The organism is Streptomyces sp. NPDC005303, from assembly GCF_040607335.1.
Lineage (GTDB): Bacteria > Actinomycetota > Actinomycetes > Streptomycetales > Streptomycetaceae > Streptomyces.
Genome location: NZ_JBEXGM010000001.1, coordinates 415726 through 436428, shown reverse-complemented (window position 1 = coordinate 436428; position 20703 = coordinate 415726). Strand labels below are relative to the sequence as shown.

At 72.0% G+C, this 20703-nt stretch carries 17 protein-coding genes and 1 pseudogene; 6 read left to right on the top strand and 12 right to left on the bottom strand.

What is annotated here, in order from left to right; translation table 11 throughout:
• Positions 1 to 52: 52 nt before the first annotated feature.
• From ABZT93_RS02070 to ABZT93_RS02060, 3 genes are read left to right on the top strand one after another with little or no spacing between them, the layout of a single operon-like run.
• Complete coding sequence (locus ABZT93_RS02070; protein WP_356097474.1) at positions 53 to 1615, top strand: AMP-binding protein; 1563 nt, start codon at positions 53 to 55, stop codon at positions 1613 to 1615.
• On the top strand, positions 1612 to 2781 hold the full coding sequence (locus tag ABZT93_RS02065) for an FAD-dependent oxidoreductase (RefSeq protein WP_356097471.1): 1170 nt from the start codon (positions 1612 to 1614) through the stop codon (positions 2779 to 2781). Before ABZT93_RS02070 ends, ABZT93_RS02065 begins: the two co-directional genes overlap by 4 nt.
• 12 nt (positions 2782 to 2793) lie before the next feature.
• Positions 2794 to 3588, top strand: coding sequence for an aminotransferase class IV (locus ABZT93_RS02060; protein WP_356097468.1), 795 nt, complete (start codon positions 2794 to 2796; stop codon positions 3586 to 3588).
• Positions 3589 to 3640: 52 nt separating this feature from the next.
• Here ABZT93_RS02060 and ABZT93_RS02055 read toward each other — a convergent pair whose 3' ends face one another.
• Entirely contained in the window at positions 3641 to 4126 is a 486-nt protein-coding gene (locus ABZT93_RS02055) for a carboxymuconolactone decarboxylase family protein (RefSeq protein ID WP_356097465.1), read from the bottom strand.
• A gap of 211 nt (positions 4127 to 4337) precedes the next feature.
• On the opposite strand from ABZT93_RS02055, the pseudogene ABZT93_RS02050 reads away from it, so the two are divergent.
• A pseudogene (locus ABZT93_RS02050) lies at positions 4338 to 4715 on the top strand (isocitrate lyase/phosphoenolpyruvate mutase family protein); the annotation flags it as partial.
• Here ABZT93_RS02050 and ABZT93_RS02045 read toward each other — a convergent pair.
• The 8 genes from ABZT93_RS02045 to ABZT93_RS02010 form a co-directional block, all read right to left on the bottom strand.
• Entirely contained in the window at positions 4716 to 5663 is a 948-nt protein-coding gene (locus tag ABZT93_RS02045; RefSeq protein ID WP_356097462.1) for an ABC transporter substrate-binding protein, read from the bottom strand.
• Between the two features lies 1 nt (position 5664).
• Entirely contained in the window at positions 5665 to 7611 is a 1947-nt protein-coding gene (locus ABZT93_RS02040; RefSeq protein ID WP_356097459.1) for an ABC transporter permease subunit, read from the bottom strand.
• A complete protein-coding gene (locus ABZT93_RS02035) occupies positions 7611 to 8717 on the bottom strand; it encodes a glycine betaine/L-proline ABC transporter ATP-binding protein (protein WP_356097457.1) in 1107 nt (368 codons plus the stop codon). The genes ABZT93_RS02040 and ABZT93_RS02035 overlap by 1 nt, the downstream gene beginning before the upstream one ends.
• Positions 8717 to 10246 carry a GMC oxidoreductase gene (locus ABZT93_RS02030; RefSeq protein WP_356097454.1) on the bottom strand — a complete coding sequence of 510 codons (1530 nt, stop codon included), beginning with the start codon at positions 10244 to 10246 and terminating at the stop codon, positions 8717 to 8719. Before ABZT93_RS02030 ends, ABZT93_RS02035 begins: the two co-directional genes overlap by 1 nt.
• Positions 10247 to 10291: 45 nt before the next feature.
• Entirely contained in the window at positions 10292 to 11818 is a 1527-nt protein-coding gene (locus ABZT93_RS02025; protein WP_356097451.1) for an aldehyde dehydrogenase family protein, read from the bottom strand.
• A 187-nt stretch (positions 11819 to 12005) separates the two neighbouring features.
• Positions 12006 to 13187, bottom strand: a complete 1182-nt coding sequence (locus tag ABZT93_RS02020; RefSeq protein ID WP_356097449.1) for a hypothetical protein — start codon at positions 13185 to 13187, stop codon at positions 12006 to 12008.
• 96 nt (positions 13188 to 13283) lie between these two features.
• On the bottom strand, positions 13284 to 13640 hold the full coding sequence (locus ABZT93_RS02015; RefSeq protein WP_356097446.1) for a hypothetical protein: 357 nt from the start codon (positions 13638 to 13640) through the stop codon (positions 13284 to 13286).
• Positions 13627 to 15411 (bottom strand): hypothetical protein, encoded by a 1785-nt coding sequence (locus ABZT93_RS02010; protein WP_356097442.1) that lies wholly within the window; start codon positions 15409 to 15411, stop codon positions 13627 to 13629. Before ABZT93_RS02010 ends, ABZT93_RS02015 begins: the two co-directional genes overlap by 14 nt.
• A gap of 148 nt (positions 15412 to 15559) precedes the next feature.
• Here ABZT93_RS02010 and ABZT93_RS02005 point away from each other — a divergent pair, with 148 nt between their 5' ends.
• Positions 15560 to 16447: a helix-turn-helix domain-containing GNAT family N-acetyltransferase gene (locus tag ABZT93_RS02005; RefSeq protein WP_356097440.1), complete on the top strand. Its 888-nt coding sequence runs from the start codon at positions 15560 to 15562 to the stop codon at positions 16445 to 16447.
• Between the two features lie 453 nt (positions 16448 to 16900).
• Here ABZT93_RS02005 and ABZT93_RS02000 read toward each other — a convergent pair whose 3' ends face one another.
• Positions 16901 to 17536, bottom strand: coding sequence for a hypothetical protein (locus ABZT93_RS02000; RefSeq protein WP_356097438.1), 636 nt, complete (start codon positions 17534 to 17536; stop codon positions 16901 to 16903).
• 34 nt (positions 17537 to 17570) lie between these two features.
• On the opposite strand from ABZT93_RS02000, the gene ABZT93_RS01995 reads away from it, so the two are divergent.
• Entirely contained in the window at positions 17571 to 17792 is a 222-nt protein-coding gene (locus ABZT93_RS01995; protein ID WP_356097435.1) for a hypothetical protein, read from the top strand.
• Positions 17793 to 17936: 144 nt separating this feature from the next.
• Here ABZT93_RS01995 and ABZT93_RS01990 read toward each other — a convergent pair whose 3' ends face one another.
• Together ABZT93_RS01990 and ABZT93_RS01985 are read right to left on the bottom strand one after the other, a co-directional pair.
• The gene (locus tag ABZT93_RS01990; RefSeq protein ID WP_356097432.1) at positions 17937 to 18926 is read right to left on the bottom strand and encodes a malate dehydrogenase; all 990 of its coding nucleotides are present in this window, start codon (positions 18924 to 18926) and stop codon (positions 17937 to 17939) included.
• A gap of 391 nt (positions 18927 to 19317) precedes the next feature.
• The gene (locus ABZT93_RS01985; RefSeq protein ID WP_356097431.1) at positions 19318 to 20553 is read right to left on the bottom strand and encodes a DUF2690 domain-containing protein; all 1236 of its coding nucleotides are present in this window, start codon (positions 20551 to 20553) and stop codon (positions 19318 to 19320) included.
• Positions 20554 to 20703 lie beyond the last annotated feature (150 nt).

Genomic DNA, 20703 nt, shown 5'->3' with positions numbered 1-20703 from the left:
GCACCAGCACCAGCACCAGCACAGTAAAGGCACCGCAGAGAGGAACGGCCCCATGCGAGATCAGCAACCCCCCTTCACCGACCGGGGGTTCTACCTGGGCCCGGTGTTCCGCCGGGCGGCCGACCGGCACGGCGCCGTCTTCGTCACCCTGGACCGGCCGCTGGACACCCACCCCGCCCTCGGTGTCGATCTGAGCTACCCGGCGCTGGCGGAGGTCGTGGAGGAACTGTCCGGACGCCTGTGGGAGGCAGGGGTGCGGCCCTCCGAGCAGGTGGTCGTGCACAAGACGGACAACGTCGACATCGTGCTGCTGACCTGCGCGGTCTCCCGTATCGGCGCCGTGCCCGTGCTGCTCTCCCCCGGCCTGGCCGGTGAGGTGGTCGGGGAGTTGATCGAGCGGCTCAGGCAGCCGTGGCTGGTCACCGACCGGGCCAAGCTGGAGGGACCCCTGAAGGGGGTCGGACTCCGGGTGCGGCAGGTCCTCGCCGTGGACGACGCGCCGGGGGCCGAGCCCCTTGAGCGGTACGCCGGTACCGAGCCGCCTCCCCCCGTCCGGCTGCACCCCCGCGAACCGGCGCTGATCACCCACAGTTCGGGCACCACGGGCCTGCCCAAGCTCGCCGTGCACTGCGCGAACACCATGTGGAACCGGCTCGTACCGCAGAAGGCGATGGGCTGGCCGACGCGCGGGGAGACCGCGGCGCTGCACATGTCGTTCGTGCACTCGCGCTTCTACCACCTGCTCGGCGTCCTGCTGCACTTCGGCAGCCCGCTGGTGCTGATCACCGACCCGGACCCGGCCGCCGTGGGGCCGCTTTTCACCCGGCACCGGCCCGGCATCGTGGAGACGCATCCCAACACCTTCGTGCTGTGGGAGGAGTTGGCCGACGCGCCGGGCGCTCCGCTGTCGCGGGTGCGGTCGTACGGCTCGACGTTCGACGCGATCCATCCGCGTACGGTACGGCGCCTGCTGAACGCCTCGAAGCGCCGTACGCCCTGGCTGATCCAGCTGTACGGGCAGAGTGAGACGGGGCCGGTGGCCTTCCAGTGGTTCACGCGGCGCAGTGCGGCACGCGCGGACGGGCGGCGGGTCGGGATCGGCATACCCGGCTTCACGCGCGTGCGGGTGACGGGGCCGGACGGGGAGCGGGTCGCCGCCGGGACGAGCGGCCGTATCGAGGCCCGGACCAGGGGCCGCATCCTCACCTACCTCGGCTCGCAGGACCGCTACGACCGTCAACTCCACGACGGCTGGTGGGAGATGGGCGACATGGGCTACCGCAGCCGCCTCGGCACCCTGCATCTGACCGACCGGGAGATCGACCGGATCGACTCCGTGCCCAGCAATCTGGAGGTCGAGGACACCCTGATGGAACGCCTGGAGGAGCTGCGTGAGGTCGTCATCGTGCCGGGTGCGGACCGGGAGCCGGTACCGGTGGTGTGCGTGCGCGGGGAGCGGCCGCTGGACCCCGAGCGCTGGCGGGAGGCGACGGCGGATCTGCCGGTGATGGCCGAGCCTCGGCAGTGGCGGTTCGAGGAACTGCCGATGACGGCGACCTGGAAGGTGAAGCGGGTCGAGATCACCCGGATGCTGGCGGAGGGTGCACGCGCGTGACACCGGTCGTGGTGGTCGGCGCCGGGCCCGTGGGTCTGTCGGCGGCGCTCGCGCTGCGGGCGCGCGGGCGGGAGGTCGTGCTGCTGGAGGCGGACCCGAAGGACCGTGAACGGCCCGGCAGCCGGGCCCTGTTCGTGCATCGGGAGACCCTCGCCCTGCTCGACGCGATGCGGCCGGGACTGGCCGGCGAGATCACCGCGTTCGGGCAGACCTGGCGGACCAGGAGGACGCTGTACCGGGGGCGCGAGGTGTACTCCCGCACCTATCCGCCGGGTGAAGGCCCGCCGCCCTTCACCAGCCTGCGCCAGGTGGACACCGAGCGCTTTCTGCGGGCCGCGTGCGAGCGGGCGGGCGTGGAGTTCGCATGGGGCGCACGGGTGCTGGGCGTCCGCACGAGCGCGACCGGGGTGTGGCTGGGCTGCGGGGACGGCCGGGAGTGGAGCTGCGAGTACGCCGTCGCCGCCGACGGCGCCCGGTCCACCGTGCGGGGCGCCCTGGGCATCGCCATGGAGGGCGAGCGGGGCGAGGGCTTCCATGTGGTCGTCGATGTGGCCCACACCCCGGGTGCCGAGTCGCCGCCCGAGCGGATCTTCCACTACGAGCATCCGGGTGTCGGTGGCCGCAGCGTGATGCGGGTGCCGTTCGCCGGCGGCTTTCAGGTCGACCTCCAGTGCCGGGACGACGACCTGGAGGAGGAGTTGGGGACCGAGGAGGCCGTACGGCGCTGGCTGCCGGGGGTTGTGGGCGAGGGGTACGGGGGGCGCGTCCTGTGGGTGTCGACGTACCGCTTCCTGCGCAAGGTGGCCGCCTCGTTCACCGATCCGCACCGGCGGGTGCTGCTGGTCGGGGAGGCGGCGCATCTCTTCCCGCCGTTCGGGGCGCGCGGCATGAACAGCGGCATCGCGGACGCGGCGGCCGCGGCGAAGGCCATCACCGACGGGACGGTCGAGGACTTCTCTGCCGTACGGCGGTCCGCGGCGCTGTTCAACAGTGCCGCCGCCGGTGCCGCGCTGGACCATCTGCGGCCCCGGCGCCGGATCGTCCGGGCCCGTCAGCGGGCCGCGGCGGCGCTCGCTCCGGTGCTGCCGTGGTGCGGCGCCTGGCTGGAGCACGCGCCGTACGGGCCGCGGCACGGGGCGCCGGTGAACGCCGGGCTCAAGTACTGAGGGGGGACGGCTGTGACACAACCGGTCATCGCGGAGGGGCTGTCGGCGTGGTCACCGGCCCGTGGGCTGACCCCGGCCGGGGAGACGACGGCAGCGCTCCTCGTCGCGGACTCCTGGCTGGTGCGGGACGGCCGGGTGCGCGGGCTCGAACGGCACCGGGAGCGGTTCCTGCGGGCCTGCGGTGAGGTGGACGGACCTCCGTTGCGCAGACTGCTGGAGTTCTGGCGGGACCTGACCGACGCGCTGCCCCGCACGGGCGAGTGGTTCCCGCGTGTCGAACTCGCGGGCGGTGCGAAGGAGTTGCGGCTGCTGCTGCGACAGGCTCCCCCGCTCCGGGCCGCCGTACGGGTCTGGGCGACCGGCCAGTACGACCCGCGGAGCGTGCCCCGCCGCAAGGGGCCCGACCTCGCCGCGCTCGCCCGGGTGCGCGAGCGGGCGTCCGGTGCGGGTGCGGAGGAGGCGGTGCTGGTCGCGCCCTCCGGCAGCGTGCTGGAGGCGACCACCGCCGGCGTGCTGTGGTGGGAGGACGACACCCTGTGCCTGCCTCCGCCCCGGCTTCCGGTCCTGCCCGGGGTGACGGTCGCTCTCGTTCAGGAGCGGGCCGCGAGGGAGGGCATCCCCGTCGCCCACCGCGAGCGGACCGTGGCCGAGCTGGACGGCCTGGAGGTGTGGCTGGTGAACGCGCTGCACGGAATCCGGCCGGTGACGGGGTGGACGGGCGGGTCACTGAAAGCGGCACCGGCGGCCCGCGCACCGGAATGGCGTGCCTGGCTGGACGGCATCATGGAGCCACTGCCGGATAGATAGACCGGACGCACGGACGGGTATCGGCAGGAATTGCCGATACCCGTATTCGGCGTTATTTCTTGGCCGGCTGATAACCTCCCGGCGCCATCCGTGTGGCAATGGCGATCCGGTTGTAGGCGTTGATGACGGTCGCGGCCCAGATCAGGGCCGCGACCTGTGTCTCGTCGAAGACCTCCGCGGCCTCGGCGTACACCGCGTCCGGCACCCGGCCGTCGTGCACCAGGGTCACGGCCTCGGTCAACGCCAGTGCGGCGCGCTCGCGTGCCGTGAAGAAGGGGGTCTCCCGCCAGGCGTTCAGGGCGTAAACGCGCTGTTCGGTCTCACCGGCCGCGCGGGCGTCCTTGGTGTGCATGTCGAGGCAGAAGGCACAGCCGTTGATCTGCGAGGCGCGGATCCGGATCAGTTCGAGGAGTTCCGGTTCGACTTTGGCGTCCTGGGCCGCGGAAACGGCGGCGGCATGCAGGGAGCCCATCGCCGCGGACACGTCGGGGGTGATTTTCTTCAGGGCCACACGGGATATGGGTGAGCTGTTGTTCATGGGGCGACTCTATCCGCGCGAACTTATTCAGGAATGGTGAACAGTCGAATTCGGCGACGCTACTCGGGCAGCACCGCGCACAGTGCCTCCAGCGCTCCCGACCAGGCGTGGTCCGGCGGTGTCCCGTAGCCCACGACGAGCGCGTCGTGCCGCTCGACGACGGCCTCGGGGTGTCGGCAGCGGTGCGGGCGTGGACCCGCGGGGCCCGCAGGGCGAGCTCGGCGACGAGCACGCCGATCGGCTCGCCGAGGTGCGGTACGCGGCCGGGGGCCGGTTGTTCGTCAACGCCCGCGTGGACACCTTCTCCTACGGTGACGGCCATCCCGAACGGGCCATCGAGCGGGCCGCGCCGTACGTCGCCGCGGGCGCCGACTGCGTCTGTCCGATCGGCGCCCCGACGGGCGTACTGCCGTTGCAGCAGTCCGGGATCCATGAGCCCATCAATATGTTCGGGCACCTGGACGGCGAGGGCCCCTCACCCACCGCTCTCGGTGAACTCGGGGCCACTCGCGTCACGTTCGGGCCGGGGCTGCAGCACCAGGCTGTCCTGGCGCTGCGGGGGATGGCCGCCGAACTGCGAGAACAGTGATCAGGACAGCCACGCCTTCCACGTGGACTCGTGGCCATCCACCCACTTCTTCGCCGCCTCCTCCGGGGTCAGCTTCTGGTCGGCGATCATCAGGGAGACCTGGTTCTGGTCCTCGGTCGTCCACTTGAACTTCTTCAGGAAGGCCGCCGCCTTGCCGCCCGACTTGGCGAAGTCCGTGTTGAGGTACTTCTGGAGCGGGGTGTGCGGATAGGCGCAGGCGACCTTCGCCGGGTCCGCGTCGCAGCCCTCCTTGTAGGCGGGCAGCTTCACCTCGGTCATGGGGACCTTCTCGAACAGCCACTGGGGGGCGTACCAGTAGGTCAGGAAGGGCTTCTTCTCCTTGGCGAACTGCCTCATCTGGGTGATCTGCGCGGCCTCCGAACCGGCGAACACCACCTGGTAGTCCAGGTCCAGGTTCTTCACCAGCGCCTTGTCGTTGGTGACGTAGGACGGGGAGCCGTCCATCAGCTGGCCCTTGCCGCCGCTCTCGGCGGTGCGCAGCTGGGAGGCGTACTTGTTGAGGTTCTTCCAGTTGGTGACGTCCGGGTGCTGCTTGGCGAAGTACGTCGGGACGTACCAGCCGATGTGCCCGGTCACGCCGAGTCCGCCGCCCGGCGTGATCGTCTTCTTGTCCTTGACGTACCGCTGTTCCTGCTCGGGGTGTCCCCAGTCCTCCAGGATGGCGTCGACCCGGCCCTGGCTGAGCGCGTCCCAGGCCGGGACCTCGTCGACCTGGACGGTGTCGACGCGGTAGCCGAGCTTGTGTTCGAGCAGGTACTGGGCGACGGCCACGTTGGCCTGCGCGCCGACCCAGGACTGGACGGACAGGGTCAGCGACTTGGCACCCTGGGCGTTGGCGAAGGGCGAGGCCTGCTTGGTCATGTCGGCGGCACCGCAGCCGGTGAGCAGCAGCAGGGCGCCGACGCCCGCGATCGCACGTACTCGCATGTCAGGCTCCCTTCCCCGTGCGGCGTTCCGTCGGCTGGGTGACCCGGTCGAGCATCAGGCCGAGGCAGACGATGGCGGCGCCCGCGACCAGACCGGTCGCCAGGTCGCCCTGGGCCAGGCCGAAGACGGTGTCGTAGCCGAGCGCGCCACCGCCGACCAGGCCGCCGATGACGACGACGGCGAGGACGAGGACCACGCCCTGGTTGACGGCGAGCAGCAACGCGGGCCGGGCCAGCGGGAGCTGGACCTGCCGCAGCTGCTGCCAGCTGGTCGCGCCGAGCGAGCGTGAGGACTCCATCGCGGCCGGGTCGACCTGGCGCAGGCCCTGTGTGGTGATGCGAACGACGGCGGGCAGCGCGTAGACGACGGCCGCCGCGGCGGCGGGCGCGCGGCCGACGCCGAACAGCGCGACGACCGGAATCAGGTACACGAACTGCGGCATGGTCTGGAAGACGTCCAGGACGGGCCGGAGCATGCGTTCGACGCGGTCGCTGCGGGCCGCCGCGATGGCGGTCGCGAAGCCCAGGACCAGGGTGACGGCGACGGCCGCGAGGACCTGCGACAGGGTGTCCAGCGCGGGTGTCCACACGCCGAGGACGCCGATCGCGGCCATGGCGAGGACCGCGGTGAGCGCGGTGCGCCAGGTGCCGATCAGCCAGGCCAGGGTGGCGACGATGAGCAGCACGGACCACCAGGGCAGCCCCTGGAGTCCGTCGCGGACGGGGTCGAGGACCCAGGTGGTGAAGTGGCCCGCCCAGTCGGCGGTGCCGCCGAGGACGGGGACACCGGAGTAGAGGTGGTCGGTCATCCAGTCGACGGCCCGGTTGACGGGCTCGGCGATGTTCAGGGTCCAGGCGTCGGGCCAGTCGAGACGGCCCAGCAGCCGCCCGGCGACCGCCGCGACGACGACCCCGGCGAGGGCGTACGCCCATCCCGCGCGCGCCGGGCGATCGGCACCGTCCGCCGCCGCGCCCGCGGCGCCGGTGACCCGGTCGAGGACGACGGCCAGCAGCACGATCGGGATGCCGGCCGCGAGGGCCGCGCCCACGTCGACCGAGGCCAGCGCCTGGTAGACGCGGTCACCGAGACCGGCGGCGCCGATCACGGAGGCGATGACGGCCATCGACAGCGCCATCATGATCGTCTGGTTGAGGCCGAGGAGGAGTTCCTTGCGGGCCAGCGGGATACGGGCGGTCAGCAGCCGCTGGCGCGCGGTGGTGCCGAGCGACTCGACCGCCTCCAGCACCTCCTTGTCGGCGCCCTGGAGGCCGAGTGCGGTGAGGCGGGCCATGGGCGGGGCGGCGTAGACGACGGTCGCGAGGACGGCGGCGGGCACGCCCATGCCGAAGACCAGGACCACCGGGAGGAGGTAGGCGTAGGCGGGCATGACCTGCATGGTGTCCAGGACCGGGCGCAGGGTCTTGTCCATCCGGCGGGACAGCCCGGCGGCGAGGCCCAGCAGGACGCCGACGACGACCGAGGCGAGGACGGCGACGACCATCAGGGCGAGGGTCTGCATGGTGGGGACCCACATGCCGAGCAGACCGCAGGCGAGGAACGCCGCTGTCGTGCCCAGGGCGAGCCGGACGCCGGCGACCCGCCAGGCCACGAGGGCGCCGAGCACGGTGACACCGGCCCAGCCCGCGCCGAGCAGGACGACGTACACGGCGTGTACGGAGATCACGACGGCGTTGCTGACGTAGCCGAAGAAGTAGAGGAACAGCGGGTGGCTGTCGCGGTTGTCGATGATCCAGTCACTCGCGCTGGTCAGCGGCTTGGTGAGGTCGACGGTGAGGGCGGTCGGCCAGCTGCCGCTGGCCCAGCGGGCGTTGGCGAGGGGGACGAGGACCGCGGCGGCGAGGGCGATGAGCAGGAGTTTGTGGACCGCCCGGTGCTTGAGCAGACCGGTGGGCAGCGCGCGGGGCGCGGACGCGGTGACGGTAGCCATCAGACGGCCTCCTTGCGGGGCTCCGTTCCGGCCACCCCTCCGCGGAGTTCCGTTCCGGCGACCACGTCGAGCAGCCGCTCGTGGTCGACGACGCCGAGGCACCGTCCGTTCTCCACGACGCAGGCCGGTCGGCCGCTGCCCGCGACGACCTTGATCGCGTCGGCGACCACGGCGTCGGGTGCGAGGGCGCCCGGGTGGGTCGGGCCCGCGCAGTCGCCCGGCTTCATGGCCCGGCGGACCGTCATCACCTGTTCGCGCGGCACGTCCCGGACGAACTCGCGGACATAGCCGTCGGCCGGGGAGCCGACGATCTCCTCCGGGGTGCCGAGCTGGACGACCTTGCCGTCGCGCATCAGGGCGATACGGTCGCCGAGCTTCAACGCCTCGCTCAGGTCGTGCGTGATGAAGACCATCGTGCGGCCCTCCTCGCGGTGCAGTCGGACGACCTCCTCCTGCATGTCCCGCCGGATCAGCGGGTCGAGCGCGCTGAACGGCTCGTCGAAGAGAAGGGCCTGCGGGTCCACCGCGAGCGCCCGTGCGAGGCCGACGCGCTGCTGCTGGCCGCCGGAGAGCTGGGAGGGCCTGCGGTGTTCCATGCCCTCCAGGCCGACCTTGCTGACGACCTCGGCGGCCCGGGCCCGGCGCTCGGCCTTGCCGACGCCCTGGATCTCCAGGCCGTAGGCCACGTTGTCGAGGACCGTGCGGTGCGGGAGAAGGCCGAAGTGCTGGAAGACCATCGCGGCGCGGTGGCGGCGCAGTTCGCGCAGCCGGGACTTGTCCATCGCGCGGACGTCCTCGCCGTCGATGCAGATCGTGCCGGCGGTCGGCTCGATCAGCCGGGTCAGACAGCGCACCAGCGTGGACTTGCCGGAACCGGACAGGCCCATGACGACGAAGACCTCGCCCCTGCGCACGTCGAAGCTCACGTCGCGCACGGCGGCCGTACAGCCCGTCTGCGCGCGCAGTTCGGCGGGGGCGAGGGCCGACAGCTCGGCGTCCTCGGGGACGCGTTCCGCCTTGGGGCCGAAGACTTTCCACAGGCCGTCGACGGAGAACACCGGATTGTCCGTCGTCGGCGGCTTCTCCATGGTCGCGGTCGTACTCATCACGCACCACCTCCCAGCAGGTCCACGGCTTTCTCACCGACCATGAGCACCCCGATCATGGGGTTCACGGCGGTCATGGTCGGGAACACGGACGCGTCCGCGATACGGATACCGTCCAGGCCGCGGATCCTCAACTCGGGGTCGACCACGGCCAGTTCGTCGTCGGCGGCACCCATACGGCAGGTGCCCGCCGGGTGGTACACGGTGTGTGCGACCTTGCGGGCGTACTCGCTCAGCTCCTCGTCACCGGTGACGTCGGGGCCGGGGCACACCTCCCGCTTCAGCCAGCCGGCGAGGGGTTCGGTCGCCGCGATCTCGCGGGCGATCCTGATCCCGTCGACGAGGGTGCGGCCGTCGTAGTCGTCCTCGTCGGTGAAGTACCGGAAGTCGAGGGCGGGCTTGACCTCCGGGTCCGCGCTGGTCAGGTACAGGCGGCCGCGGCTCTTGGGCTTGGGGATGTTCGGGGTCATCGAGACGCCGTACGCCGGGCGTTCGTAGCCGAGGCGCTCCGGGTTGTCGGTGAAGGGGACCTGGTAGAAGTGGAACATCAGGTCCGGGCCCGGGTGTTCGGGGTCGCGGCGCACGAAGAGCCCTGCGTCGGAGTCCATCGCGGAGTTCTCGGGGATCGGGCCGTTCGTCTCCCAGACGATCACCGACTCGGGGTGGTCGAGGAGGTTCTCGCCGACGCCCGGCAGGTCGTGGACGACCGGGATGCCGAGGGCTTCGAGGTCCTCGCGGGGGCCTATGCCGGAGTGGAGCAGCAGGCGGGGCGAGTCGACGGCGCCCGCGCAGAGGACCACTTCACGGCGGGCCGTGATCAGGGTCTCCTGGCCGTCCTTGGACCGTACGTGCACGCCCTGCGCGCGTGTGCCGTCCAGCTCCAGCCTGTACGCCCAGGTCTCCAGCAGGATCGTGAGGTTGGGCCGTTCGTCCATCACCGGGTGCAGATACGCCACCGACGCGGAGGAGCGCTTGTTGTTCTCGGGGTGGTAGGCCAGGTCGAAGAAGCCGACGCCGTCGTCGAAGGGCTTCTTGTTGAAGCCCTCGACCCGGGGGACCTCGAGGGCCTTCTGGGCCGCGTCGACGAAGTCGCGGGCAATGGCGTTGCGGTCCTTCTCGTCGACCGGGACGATGTTGTTCTTCAGCCGGGCGTAGTACGCCTCCATCGGGACCGCGCCCCAGCCCTTGGCGCCGGCCTGCTCCCACTCGTCCCAGTCGGACGGCAGCGGCTTGAAGGCGATCAGGGTGTTGTGGGAGGAGCAGCCGCCGAGGACCCGGGCGCGGCTGTGCCGGATGTGGGAGTTGCCGCGCGGCTGTTCGGTGGTCGGGTAGTCGTAGTCGAGTTCGCCGCCGAGCAGGCCCATCCAGCGGCGCAGGGTGAGGACGTCGTCCCGGCCGACGTCGCTGGGGCCGCCCTCGATGACGGCGACCGTGACGTCGGGGTTCTCGGTGAGGCGGGAGGCTATGACGGAGCCTGCTGTTCCGCCGCCGATGACGACGTAGTCGTACTCCTGTTTGATCTCGGACATGGGGGTACTCCAGGGAGGTCTTGAGAGAGGGGAGGGCGAGTGGTCTCAGCCTGCGAACCAGCGCACGGGCTTCGGCGCGAGGTTCTGGTAGACGTGCTTGCTCTCGCGGTACTCGGCGAGTCCGGCGGGGCCGAGCTCGCGGCCCACTCCGCTCTTGCCGAAGCCGCCCCACTCCGCCTGCGGGAGGTAGGGGTGGAAGTCGTTGATCCAGACGGTGCCGTGGCGCAGCCGGCCGGCGACCCGGCGGGCACGGCCGGCGTCGGTGGTCCAGACGGCGCCGGCGAGGCCGTACTCGGTGTCGTTGGCCAGGGCGATGGCCTCGGCCTCGGTGCGGAAGGTCTCGACGGTGAGTACCGGTCCGAAGACCTCCTCCCGCACGACCCGCATCTCGCGGTGACAGCGGTCGAGGACGGTCGGCTCGTAGAAGTAGCCGTCGGCGGGACGCTCGGGCGACGGCTCGGGGCGCTGTCCGCCGGAGCGCAGCACGGCGCCCTCGGCGAGCGCGGAGGCGACGTAGGACTCGACCTTGGCGCGCTGCTGCTCGGAGACCAGCGGCCCGCACTCGACACCGTCCTCGGTGCCGCGGCCGAGGCGGATCTTCGAGGCCCGGCGGGCGAGTTCGGCGACGAAACGGTCCCGGACGGACTCCTCGACGATGAGGCGGCCACCGGCGGAACAGACCTGGCCGCTGTGGATGAAGGCGGCGTTGAGGGCCTGGTCGACGGCGGTGTCGAAGCCCTCGGGGGTGGCGCAGGCGTCGGCGAAGACCACGTTGGGGTTCTTGCCGCCGAGTTCGAGGGCGACCTTCTTCACCGAGACGGCGGCCGCCTGCGCGACCTTGGTACCGCTGACCAGGCCGCCGGTGAAGGAGACCAGATCGACGTCGGGGTGCTCGGCGAGCCGGGCGCCGACCGTGTGGCCGGGCCCGGTGACGATATTGGCCACGCCTTCCGGCAGACCGGCCTCGACCAGCAGCTCGATGAGCGCGATCGTCGTCATCGGGGTGATCTCGCTCGGCTTGACCACGAAGGTGTTGCCGGCCGCGAGCGCCGGGGCGATCTTCCAACTGGCCTGGAGGAGCGGGTAGTTCCAGGGGGTGATCAGCGCGCACACGCCGACGGGTTCGTGGACGACGACACTGTGGATGTCGGTCGAGCCGGCGTCGACGACCCGGCCGGGCGCCTCACCGGCGACCAGGTCGGCGAAGTAGCGGAAGGCGTCGGCGACACAGTCGATGTCGACCCGGCCCTCCTCCACCGTCTTGCCCGCGTCCCGGCTCTCCAGAAGGCCGAGCTCTTCGCGGTCGCGTACAAGAAGATCGGCGACGCGACGCAGCAGTGCGGCGCGTTCGGCGACGGGGGTGAGCGGCCAGGGGCCCTGCCCTGAGTCGAAGGCCTGGCGGGCGGCGGCGACCGCCAGGTCGGTGTCCTTCTCGTCACCCTCGGCGACCACGGCGAACGGCCGCGCGTCGGCGGGGTCGAGGATCTCGCGGGTGGCTCCGGAGACGGCTGCGCGCCACTCGCCGCCCGCGTGGATGGTGTGCGGCTCCTGCCGCGCGTGCTGTCCGGCCATGATCGGTGTTGCCTTCCGTTCCTGTTCGGTTCCCCTGTGTCACACGGGTGTCACTGACGGGGACCGTCGTCGCATGCCCCCGCGCCTCGATTGCATGCGCAATCGGTGGCCGAAAGTGTGCTGACTCACGGAACATGCGGACAAAACTGAACAAAAAGCACGGCCGGTGGCGTGGCCCGGCGCCGGTTCAGTCGATCGACGCCGCGTCGCAGGCGTAGGGCGCGCAGAAGCCGGAGAGGGCGGTGGTCAGGAGTTCCAGTTCGTCCTGGCCGCCGTCGTCCTCCAGGCCGTACGCGGCGATCGCGTAGATGAGGCCGTCCTGGGCGACGAACCGCTCGTCGTAGACGTGCCAGGGGCCGACGTCCGGCTCGCCACCGAGGGTGTCGGCCCGGTACTCCAGGCGTTCGCCGGTGAACCCGTCCTCCTCGACGGGCTTGAGGTCCAGCTTCTCGAAGCCGGCGGGCTTGCGGGTGTCGGCGGAGAGGTACAGCTCGAAGGACGCCTCCGGGGACTCCTCCGCGACCTGGTACACCTGGAGCCTTCGTTCGCCGTCCGCGCTGCGGTAGTTGACCACGTCGATGCCGAACTGGGACGCCACGGTGGTGCGGGACCAGCCCGTCGGCCGTGCGATCCGGAAGCCCTCCTTGTCCTCCACCAGCTCGTATCCGGCGGGGAGTACGGGCGTCGAGGCGAGCGGGGACGCGGTGTCCTCGGTCGGCGAAGGGGTCGGCGACTCGTCGGGACCGCTCTGCTGCGAGACGACCTCCGTGGGCGTCGGGCTCGCGTCACCGGCCTTGTCGTCCTCGTCCCCGCCGCCGACGACGAGGGTGAGCACCAGGGTCACGACGACCCCGACGGCGGCGACACCGACGAGCGCGGACCACAGGAGCCGGCGGTTCGTCCCAGCGGAAGGCTCGGGGACGGCCGTCTGACCGGCGGTCGACCAGGCGGCGCCCGACCACTCTGCCGACGGGACCGATCCGCCACCGATCTGCTCGACCGAGGACCAGCCGGCGCCGGGGGCATCGGGAGCGCCGGGACCGTGCCAGGTACTGCCGTCACCGGTACCGGGCCAGCCGACGGGAGGGGAAGGCGGAGGCGGCGGGGAGGGGACGGAGGACGTCGGCGGTTCCGCGGAGGCGGACTCCGCGGTCGGGCTGGGGTCTGCCTTCATCCCGTCCGAGCCGGCCGCCGGGGGCCACACGGGCGCGGCCGGTCCCGCGGAGGACGCGGCGGTCGCGCCGGCCGACGGCACAGCGTCGGGCCGGACCGGTGGCGGCGGGGTGACCGGACCGGTCGCGGACTCGCGCCCGTCCCCGTCCTCCCACCGCTGCGTCTCCTCGTTCCAGTACCGCACGCCCCCGCTCATGGCGTCCCCTTCCCGTTCACCGCGTCCCCCGTCCACACCCACGCCGTGAAGGCCGACTCGCCGCGCCCCTCACAGACCGGAACCGTACGCCTGCGCTCACAGCCCCAGCAGCCCGGCCACCGCTCCCGCCGACGCGACCAGGCCGACCAGCGCCTGCGAGTCGTCCAGCAGCGCCCGCAGGCGCTCCCGACGGGTCGGCCCCGCCTGCCCGGTCGTGACGATCTCCTCCTCCGTCTCGGCCAGCGCGCTGTCCAGCGCGGCCGTCTCGTCGGTGGCCCTGAGGCGCGTGAGGTCCTCGCGCAGTTCCCGTACGGCGGTCAGGAGCGCCTCGGCGGTCTCGTCCCGCTGGGGCGCCGTGCCGTGGTGGCTCTCGGCATGCGCGTGGCTGCCGATCGCGAAGGTGCTGCCGTGGACGCCGCCGCTGATGCTGACGCCCGGCTCATCCGTTGCCATTGCCGCTGCTTCCCTTCTGCGGCGCAGGCCCCGCGCCGCCGGTGGTGGAGGACGCGGCGGCGTTCTTGCCCACCGCGAAGGTGCTGCCGTGGACGCCGCCCTCGACGTGCACGCCGCCGCTGCTGATGTTGACGATCTTCTGGACGAACTCTCCGGTCTGGTAGCCGGATTCGGCCAGCGCGGTCAGCACACCGTGGGCCACCCGGTCCTGCACGCTCCTGAGATAGCGGTAGGCGTCCATCTCCTGGAAGCGGGACCCCTCGTCCGTCGAGCCGAGCTCCCGCACCGACAGCGCCGGACCGTCGGGCAGCGCGCCCGCGTACCCGCCGGTCAGCAGCTTCCACGCGTACCCCAGGCCCCGGCCGAGGGTGGCGAGGGAACGGGCCGCGGAACCCGGCACCCGGGCCACCGCCCAGGCCGCCTTGCCGAGCGCGTTGTTGTGCCGGTAGGTGTGGGCGGCGCGGTCGGCGTCCTTGAAGTCCTCGCGCACCGGCAGCAGCACATGCGGGGCGATCTCCAGCATGAGCATCCGGCCCTGGGTGTGGACGCGCACGAAGACCGTGACGACCAGCTCCTCCTCCCAGCCACCGACCCGGATCCGCAGGAAGTGCCGCCGCTTCTCGGCGCCCTCCTCGACCGCGCGCGCCCGGTGGTCCTCGAAGGCCTGCGGGTGGTACGGCGCCTCGTCCCGGCGGCGCAGCCCCTCCGCGGGCAGGAACACGCACTCGTCGATCTCCAGCCAGCGCAGCCGGTCGCGGACCGTGTGCCCGGCGAACTCCGAGGGCAGCCGCAGCTGTTCGAGCAGCGGGCGGATCTTCTCCAGGACCGCGCGGTTGTTCAGCGGCAGCTGCTCCTTCTTCATCTCGTCGGGCCGCAGTTCGACGGCGAGCACCCAGGTCTCGTAGGCGAACCCGGCACCGCAGAAGGGCCGCTTCTCGTGGTACATGACCAGCGGGGCGTGCTGCTCGATCCGGATGCGCTGCTTCAGGCGCTGGAAGCGCTGCCCCTCGGCGCGCTCCGCGGGGTCGCCGGCCGCGTCCGGGAAGCGCTGCGGGGACAGTTCGGCGCCGACCGCCCTGGCGAACTGGCCGCGCTGCGCGGCCACGCACACCGCGATCAGCGCGAAGACGACGATCACCATCCAGGCCTGCAGCGGCCCGACCAGCCCGCTGACCCCGTCGAAGTCGGGGAACAGCAGACCGGACAGGTCGGACGAGCCGCCGCTGGAGCCGTAGGAGTCGCCGTAGCCGTACGAGTCGCCGAAGGATCCTGAGTCGCCGTAGGACGACGAGTCGCCGTCGCCCCCGCCGAACGCGACGACGAGGGCCAGGATGAGGAACATCGCGAAGAGCAGACGCCCCCACCAGCGCATGGCGAAGGCCGGCAGCCGTCGGTACAGCGGCGGGTTCGCACCCTTGCCGCGGACCCAGGAGGCGGCCGCGAGCAGCAGGCTCGGGCCGAGGAACGCGAACAGCAGCCCGCCGGTCAGGGGCAGCCCGATCACCCACAGGCCCAGGATCAGGCCGGCCCACAGCAGCTCCTGGCGCCGGGCCCGCAGCGCGTGCGCGAGCACCCGGGCCGCGTCGAGGCCGAGCGAGGGCGCCACGATCCGCTGCTCGTTCAGGTGGAGCTGCTCGATGACCTGGTCCCGGTAACCGGAATCCAGGTAGGTGCCCGCGCACAGCAGCCGGGTCGCCTCACTGGCGTGCGGCGGCGTGGTGGGGCCCGGCGGGGCCGCCTGCGGTTGCCGGGGCACAGATGTAGTTGTCACGCGACTCCCCCGATGCGTGCAAAGACCTTGCTCAAGTCAGTTGTTGACAAACCATCAGCATAGAGGGGCGGGTGGGTACAAGGAACCGGAATCTCAGGTCCCTGGACGCCACGACGGTCCTTTGACTAAAGTCAAAGATTATGGCCCGGTGTCGACCCAGCACGTGGCGGAGTTCCGCCGGTTCAACCGCTACTTCACCCGCCGCATCGGCGCCCTGGACGACCACTACCTCGGCCAGGACCGCCCGCTCGGCGAGGCGCGGCTGCTGTTCGAGATCGGCGAGGGGGTCTCACTGCGCGAGCTCAGGACCCGGCTCGGACTGGACGCCGGGTATCTGAGCCGGATGGCGAAGACCCTCCAGGCGCAGGGCCTGGTCCGGATCAGCGTCCACCCGGACGACAGCCGGCTGCGGGTGGTCGAGCTGACCCGCGCCGGACTGACCGAACTCAAGGAGCAGAACCGCCGGGCCGACGCCCTCGCCGCCGGTCTGCTCGACGGACTCACCCCGGCCCAGCGCGACCGGCTCACCGAGGCGATGAGCACCGCCCAGCGGCTGCTGCGCCTGGCCGGCATCACCGTGGCCCCGGTCGACGGCGCCGCCCCCGACGCCCGCGCCTGCCTCGACGCCTACGCCACCGACATCGACGCGCGCTTCCCCGAGGGCTTCGACAGGTCCGACCTGGTGCGCCCCGAGGAGGTCTCCGGGTACGCGGGCGCGTTCTTCGTGGCGTACGAGGAGGGCCGCCCGGTGGGCTGCGGGGCGCTGCGACGGCTGGAGCCGCGGGTCGGCGAGCTCCGCCATGTGTGGGTCCACCCGGACGCCCGCCGCCTCGGCCTCGCCCGCCGGATCCTCTCCGCCCTGGAGACGGAGGCCACCGCCCGCGGCCTCACCGTCCTACGGCTCGACACCCACGCGTCGCTCAGCGAGGCCCAGGCGATGTACCGGTCGTGCGGCTACACGGAGATCCCGCCCTACACCGATCACATCTACGGCGACCACTGGTTCGAGAAGCGGCTGCACGGCCCGGCGAGGTGACCCCCGTCGGGGCCCGGCCCTGCGCGCGGTCGCGCTGCCGGTGATGACACCCGGAGATTCACGCACTATCGCGTTTGCCGGGAAACGAGTACTGTCGCGTTCGGACCGTGGTCGAACCGGCGGTCCAACGACCCCAGCCCGTGCCCCAGTTGACCCGAGGAGCCGCCGTGCCCTCCCTCCTGAACCCGGTCGTCGGCCTGCTGATGCTCCGCATGCGCGTCGAGGACGACACCCTCGCCGGTGCCGAGGAACGGCCCGGCCCGGCCCCTCGTACGTACGCGCGGTGCAGGGCCGCGAGCCGTACGGTGCGGTCGAGGTGTGCGTCCACGCCGGGCCGGGAGCGGCGGCGGCGCGCGGAGTCGCGGTGGGCCGGTGGGTGCGGCTGGGCGGGCCCGGGGGGTCCGTCCACGGTCCGTCCGACAGCGGCCGCCCTGTCCTGCGCGGTGAGCCCGCTCAGCGGCACTCCGTGTCCGCCGGGCAGAAGGAGGTCAGCGCCCTGGTGAGCGGCTCGCGCACCAGGGCGGGGGTGAGGGCGGCGGGCCCGGTCGCGCGGATCGCGTACAGCGTCCCGTCGGCGGCCTGGAAGCGGTGGTCGACGACCTGGCGGGCGCCGAGGTCCGTGTCGTCGTAGCGGTAGGCGAGTTCGGCCCAGGTGGTGCCGGAGGAGCGGTCGAGGACCCGGTAGCCGGGCTGGCGCGCGAAGCCGTAGCCGGGGTCGTTCTCGGCCAGGTCGAGGGACTGGGCCGGGGTGTCCTCCGCGATCCGGAAGACCTGGAGCCGGCGGCCGTCGGCGGGGGCGTCGTAGACGACGACCGGAGCGGACCGGCCCTGCTTCTCGCTGCGGGTCCAGCCCCGTGGGACGTCGACGGTGTAGCCGACGGGGTCCTGGAGACGGCGGTATCCGGAGGCGGTGGAAGGGGAAGGCGACGGGGACAGGGACGGGGACGAGGGGGCCGTGACACTCGGGGCCGGACCGGCGCCCGTGTCGTGACCGGTACCGGTACCGAGGGAAGTGCCGCGCAGGAGCCACCAGACACCGACCCCGACCGAGACCCCGACCAGGACGGCCACCGCGAGGGCGGCGAGCACCCGCCGGACCCGATGGGGCGCGTGTGCGGGAGCCGTGGGGGCCCGCGTCGCCTGGGTCCAGGGCGGGACGGGCGAGGCCTGGGTCCAGGGCGGCGCCGGCGAGGCCTGGGTCCTGTCCGTCGTCCAGGGCGGCGCGAACGAGGTCTGCGTCTGCGCGGACGCCCACGGCGGAGCGGTCCCCGTCTCCCCCGAGTTCCAGGCCGAGCGGCCCCTCTCCTCGCTCGGCTCGTGTCCCGCTCCGGAACCGGAGCTGTAGCCGTTCCAGCCGTTCATCGCGAACCCCCCGAATCACCCCACCGGGTAAGACTTCGACCGTAGGGCGGAAAACGGCCACGGGCCCTGTTCCGGAGGGAACCGGAACAGGGCCCGTGCAGGCTCGTGACAGAGCTGTGGAGAAAACTCAGATGAGGCCGAGCGCGCGGACCGCCTCGCGCTCCTCCTCCAGCTCCTTCACGGACGCGTCGATACGGGCACGGGAGAACTCGTTGATCTCCAGGCCCTGGACGATCTCGTAGACGCCGTCCTTGGTGGTGACGGGGAAGGAGGAGATCAGGCCCTCCGGGACGCCGTAGGAGCCGTCCGACGGGATGCCCATGGAGGCCCAGTCGCCGTCCGCGGTGCCGTTGACCCACGTGTACACGTGGTCGATGGCGGCGTTGGCGGCCGACGCGGCGGAGGACGCGCCCCGGGCCTCGATGATCGCGGCGCCGCGCTTGGCGACGGTCGGGATGAAGTCCTCGGCCAGCCACTTCTCGTCGTTCACGGTCTCGGCGGCGTTCTTGCCGGCGACCGTGGCGTGGAAGATGTCCGGGTACTGGGTGGCGGAGTGGTTGCCCCAGATGGTCAGGCGCTTGATGTCGGCGACCGTCGAGCCCGTCTTCTTCGCGAGCTGGGTCAGCGCGCGGTTGTGGTCGAGGCGGGTCATCGCGGTGAAGCGCTCGGCCGGTACGTCCGGGGCGGCGGCCTGGGCGATCAGCGCGTTGGTGTTGGCCGGGTTGCCGACGACGAGGACCTTGATGTCGTCCGCGGCGTGGTCGTTGATGGCCTTGCCCTGCGGCTTGAAGATGCCGCCGTTGGCCTCCAGGAGGTCACCGCGCTCCATGCCCTTGGTGCGGGGGCGGGCGCCGACGAGGAGGGCGACGTTGGTGCCGTCGAAGGCGACGTTGGGGTCGTCCGTGATGTCGATGCCCTGGAGCAGCGGGAAGGCACAGTCGTCGAGCTCCATGGCGGTGCCCTCGGCGGCCTTGAGCGCGGGGGTGATCTCCAGGAGGCGGAGCTTGACCGGCACGTCCGCGCCGAGCAGCTGGCCGGAGGCGATGCGGAAGAGCAGGGCGTAACCGATCTGGCCGGCCGCGCCGGTGACGGTGACGTTCACGGGAGTGCGGGTCATGGCGTTCTCCGTATGACAGCTGGCGGTGGGGCGTCCCTGCCCCGGACGTTTGATCGATCTCTCGGCGTCAAGAGATCTCCAGCGGTCAGGCTATCGCGCATCCGGGATCCCGGACGTCCGGCCCCGTGTGGCCCAGCCCACAAACCGCTGCCTGACGGAAAAGGCGGCCGCCCGTCCGGGAGAGGGGGACGGAGGCGGCCGCCGTATGGGGGTACCGTTTCCGGACTCCCGTGGGGGTACGGTTCGCGTGCCCAGGATTCAGGCGCCCATGCACACTCCGCGCAGATTCACCCACCCGGGGCACGGAGCCGTATCCACATGGGGGCCGGTACCTGGGCGCGACCAGCCACAACGGACTCCCGGCCGACCGCGGACAACCCCCGGCATCCGCTCAGCCGGTGCACCCCTTCTGCCCGGAAGCCAGGGTGACGCACGCCTTCGCCTCGCCGGCGTCCTTCACGGCGACCATCGGCGTGTAGGCGATCGTGTCCCCCGCCTCGGTGATGCTCCCGCTCTGCTCGGCCACCTTGCCCGCGCTCACCTCGACCTTGTCGCCCTGACCGGCCTGGGTGACCCGGCCCCAGGCCGCCCCGCAGGTCTCGCTGTAACGCACCTCCACCACGGTCGCCCCCACCGTCGCGGTCTTGGCGGTCGTCACCAGGTTCCCGCTGCACCCCATGGCCTCGGCGTCCTTCCCGGTGCACCCCTGACCACTGCACTTCACCCCGGCGGGCAGCGAGACGGTCGAACTGGCGGACGGCGACGGCGACTTCTCGGCCGCCTTCTTCTTGTCCCCGCCCGGGTCGGTCAGGAAGAACACGGCGGCGACCACGACCAGCACCCCGACGACCCCCGCGAGGAACATCGTCAGCCGCCGCTTCCCACCCCCGGAGCCACCGGAACCGCCGGAGCCGCCGACGCCACCGGAGCGGTCGGAACCGTCGGAACGGCTGGTACTCCCGGAGGCACCCGGGCCCCCGACGGCCCCGTTCCCGGGACGCGCGTCCTGCGGCTGGTCGTACGGGCCGGGCGCCCCCGGCGTCCGCCCCGGACCGCCGGTGGAGACGGGGGCCGCCGTCGGCGTACGCCCCGAGGAGGCATGCGACGGCCCCTGGTACCCGGCCACGCCCCAGGAGTTACCGCCCGAACCACCGTCCGCTTCCGCCGCGGTCGGCTGCGCCGGCACCGTGGGGGCGACCCCCGCCGGTCCCGCCACCCCCGGCGTCGCCGTCGCGCTGCCGCTCTTGCGGGCCGTCTTGGCACCCTTGGCGTTCGCGGGCGGTGCCCCGAACTCACCGAGCGCGGCCCGCGCCTGGGAGATCCGGATGGCCTCCATGGTCATGTCGTGGCGCATCTCCGAACGGCTCCAGGCGCGTTCGGCGAGCTCCCACATCGTGGTCAGGTGAATGGGATTGGTGCCGGTTACCTCGGCCAGGGCGACGATCGCGCCCTTCGGCGCGAGCAGCCGGCCGTTGAGATAGCGGTCCCAGGACGTCTTGCTGTAACCCGTGCGGTCGGCGACGGCCGCGATGCTCAGGCCGCTGCGGTCCACGAGCCGCCGCAGCTGGCTCGCGAACTCCCTGACCTGCGGATCCAGTTCATCAGGCAAGGCCCTCCAACGAGGCATTGCTCCCCCTCTTTCCCCCCGGTCGGTGCTGGCTGTTCCCCGCTCTTCCCCGTGCCGCAAGGATCTCAGCTCCCCGGGCGGGGGCGCACGGGCGCATCCGCAAGTTCGACACGTTAGCCGTGCGATCGAACAGCCCCATATCAAATACGC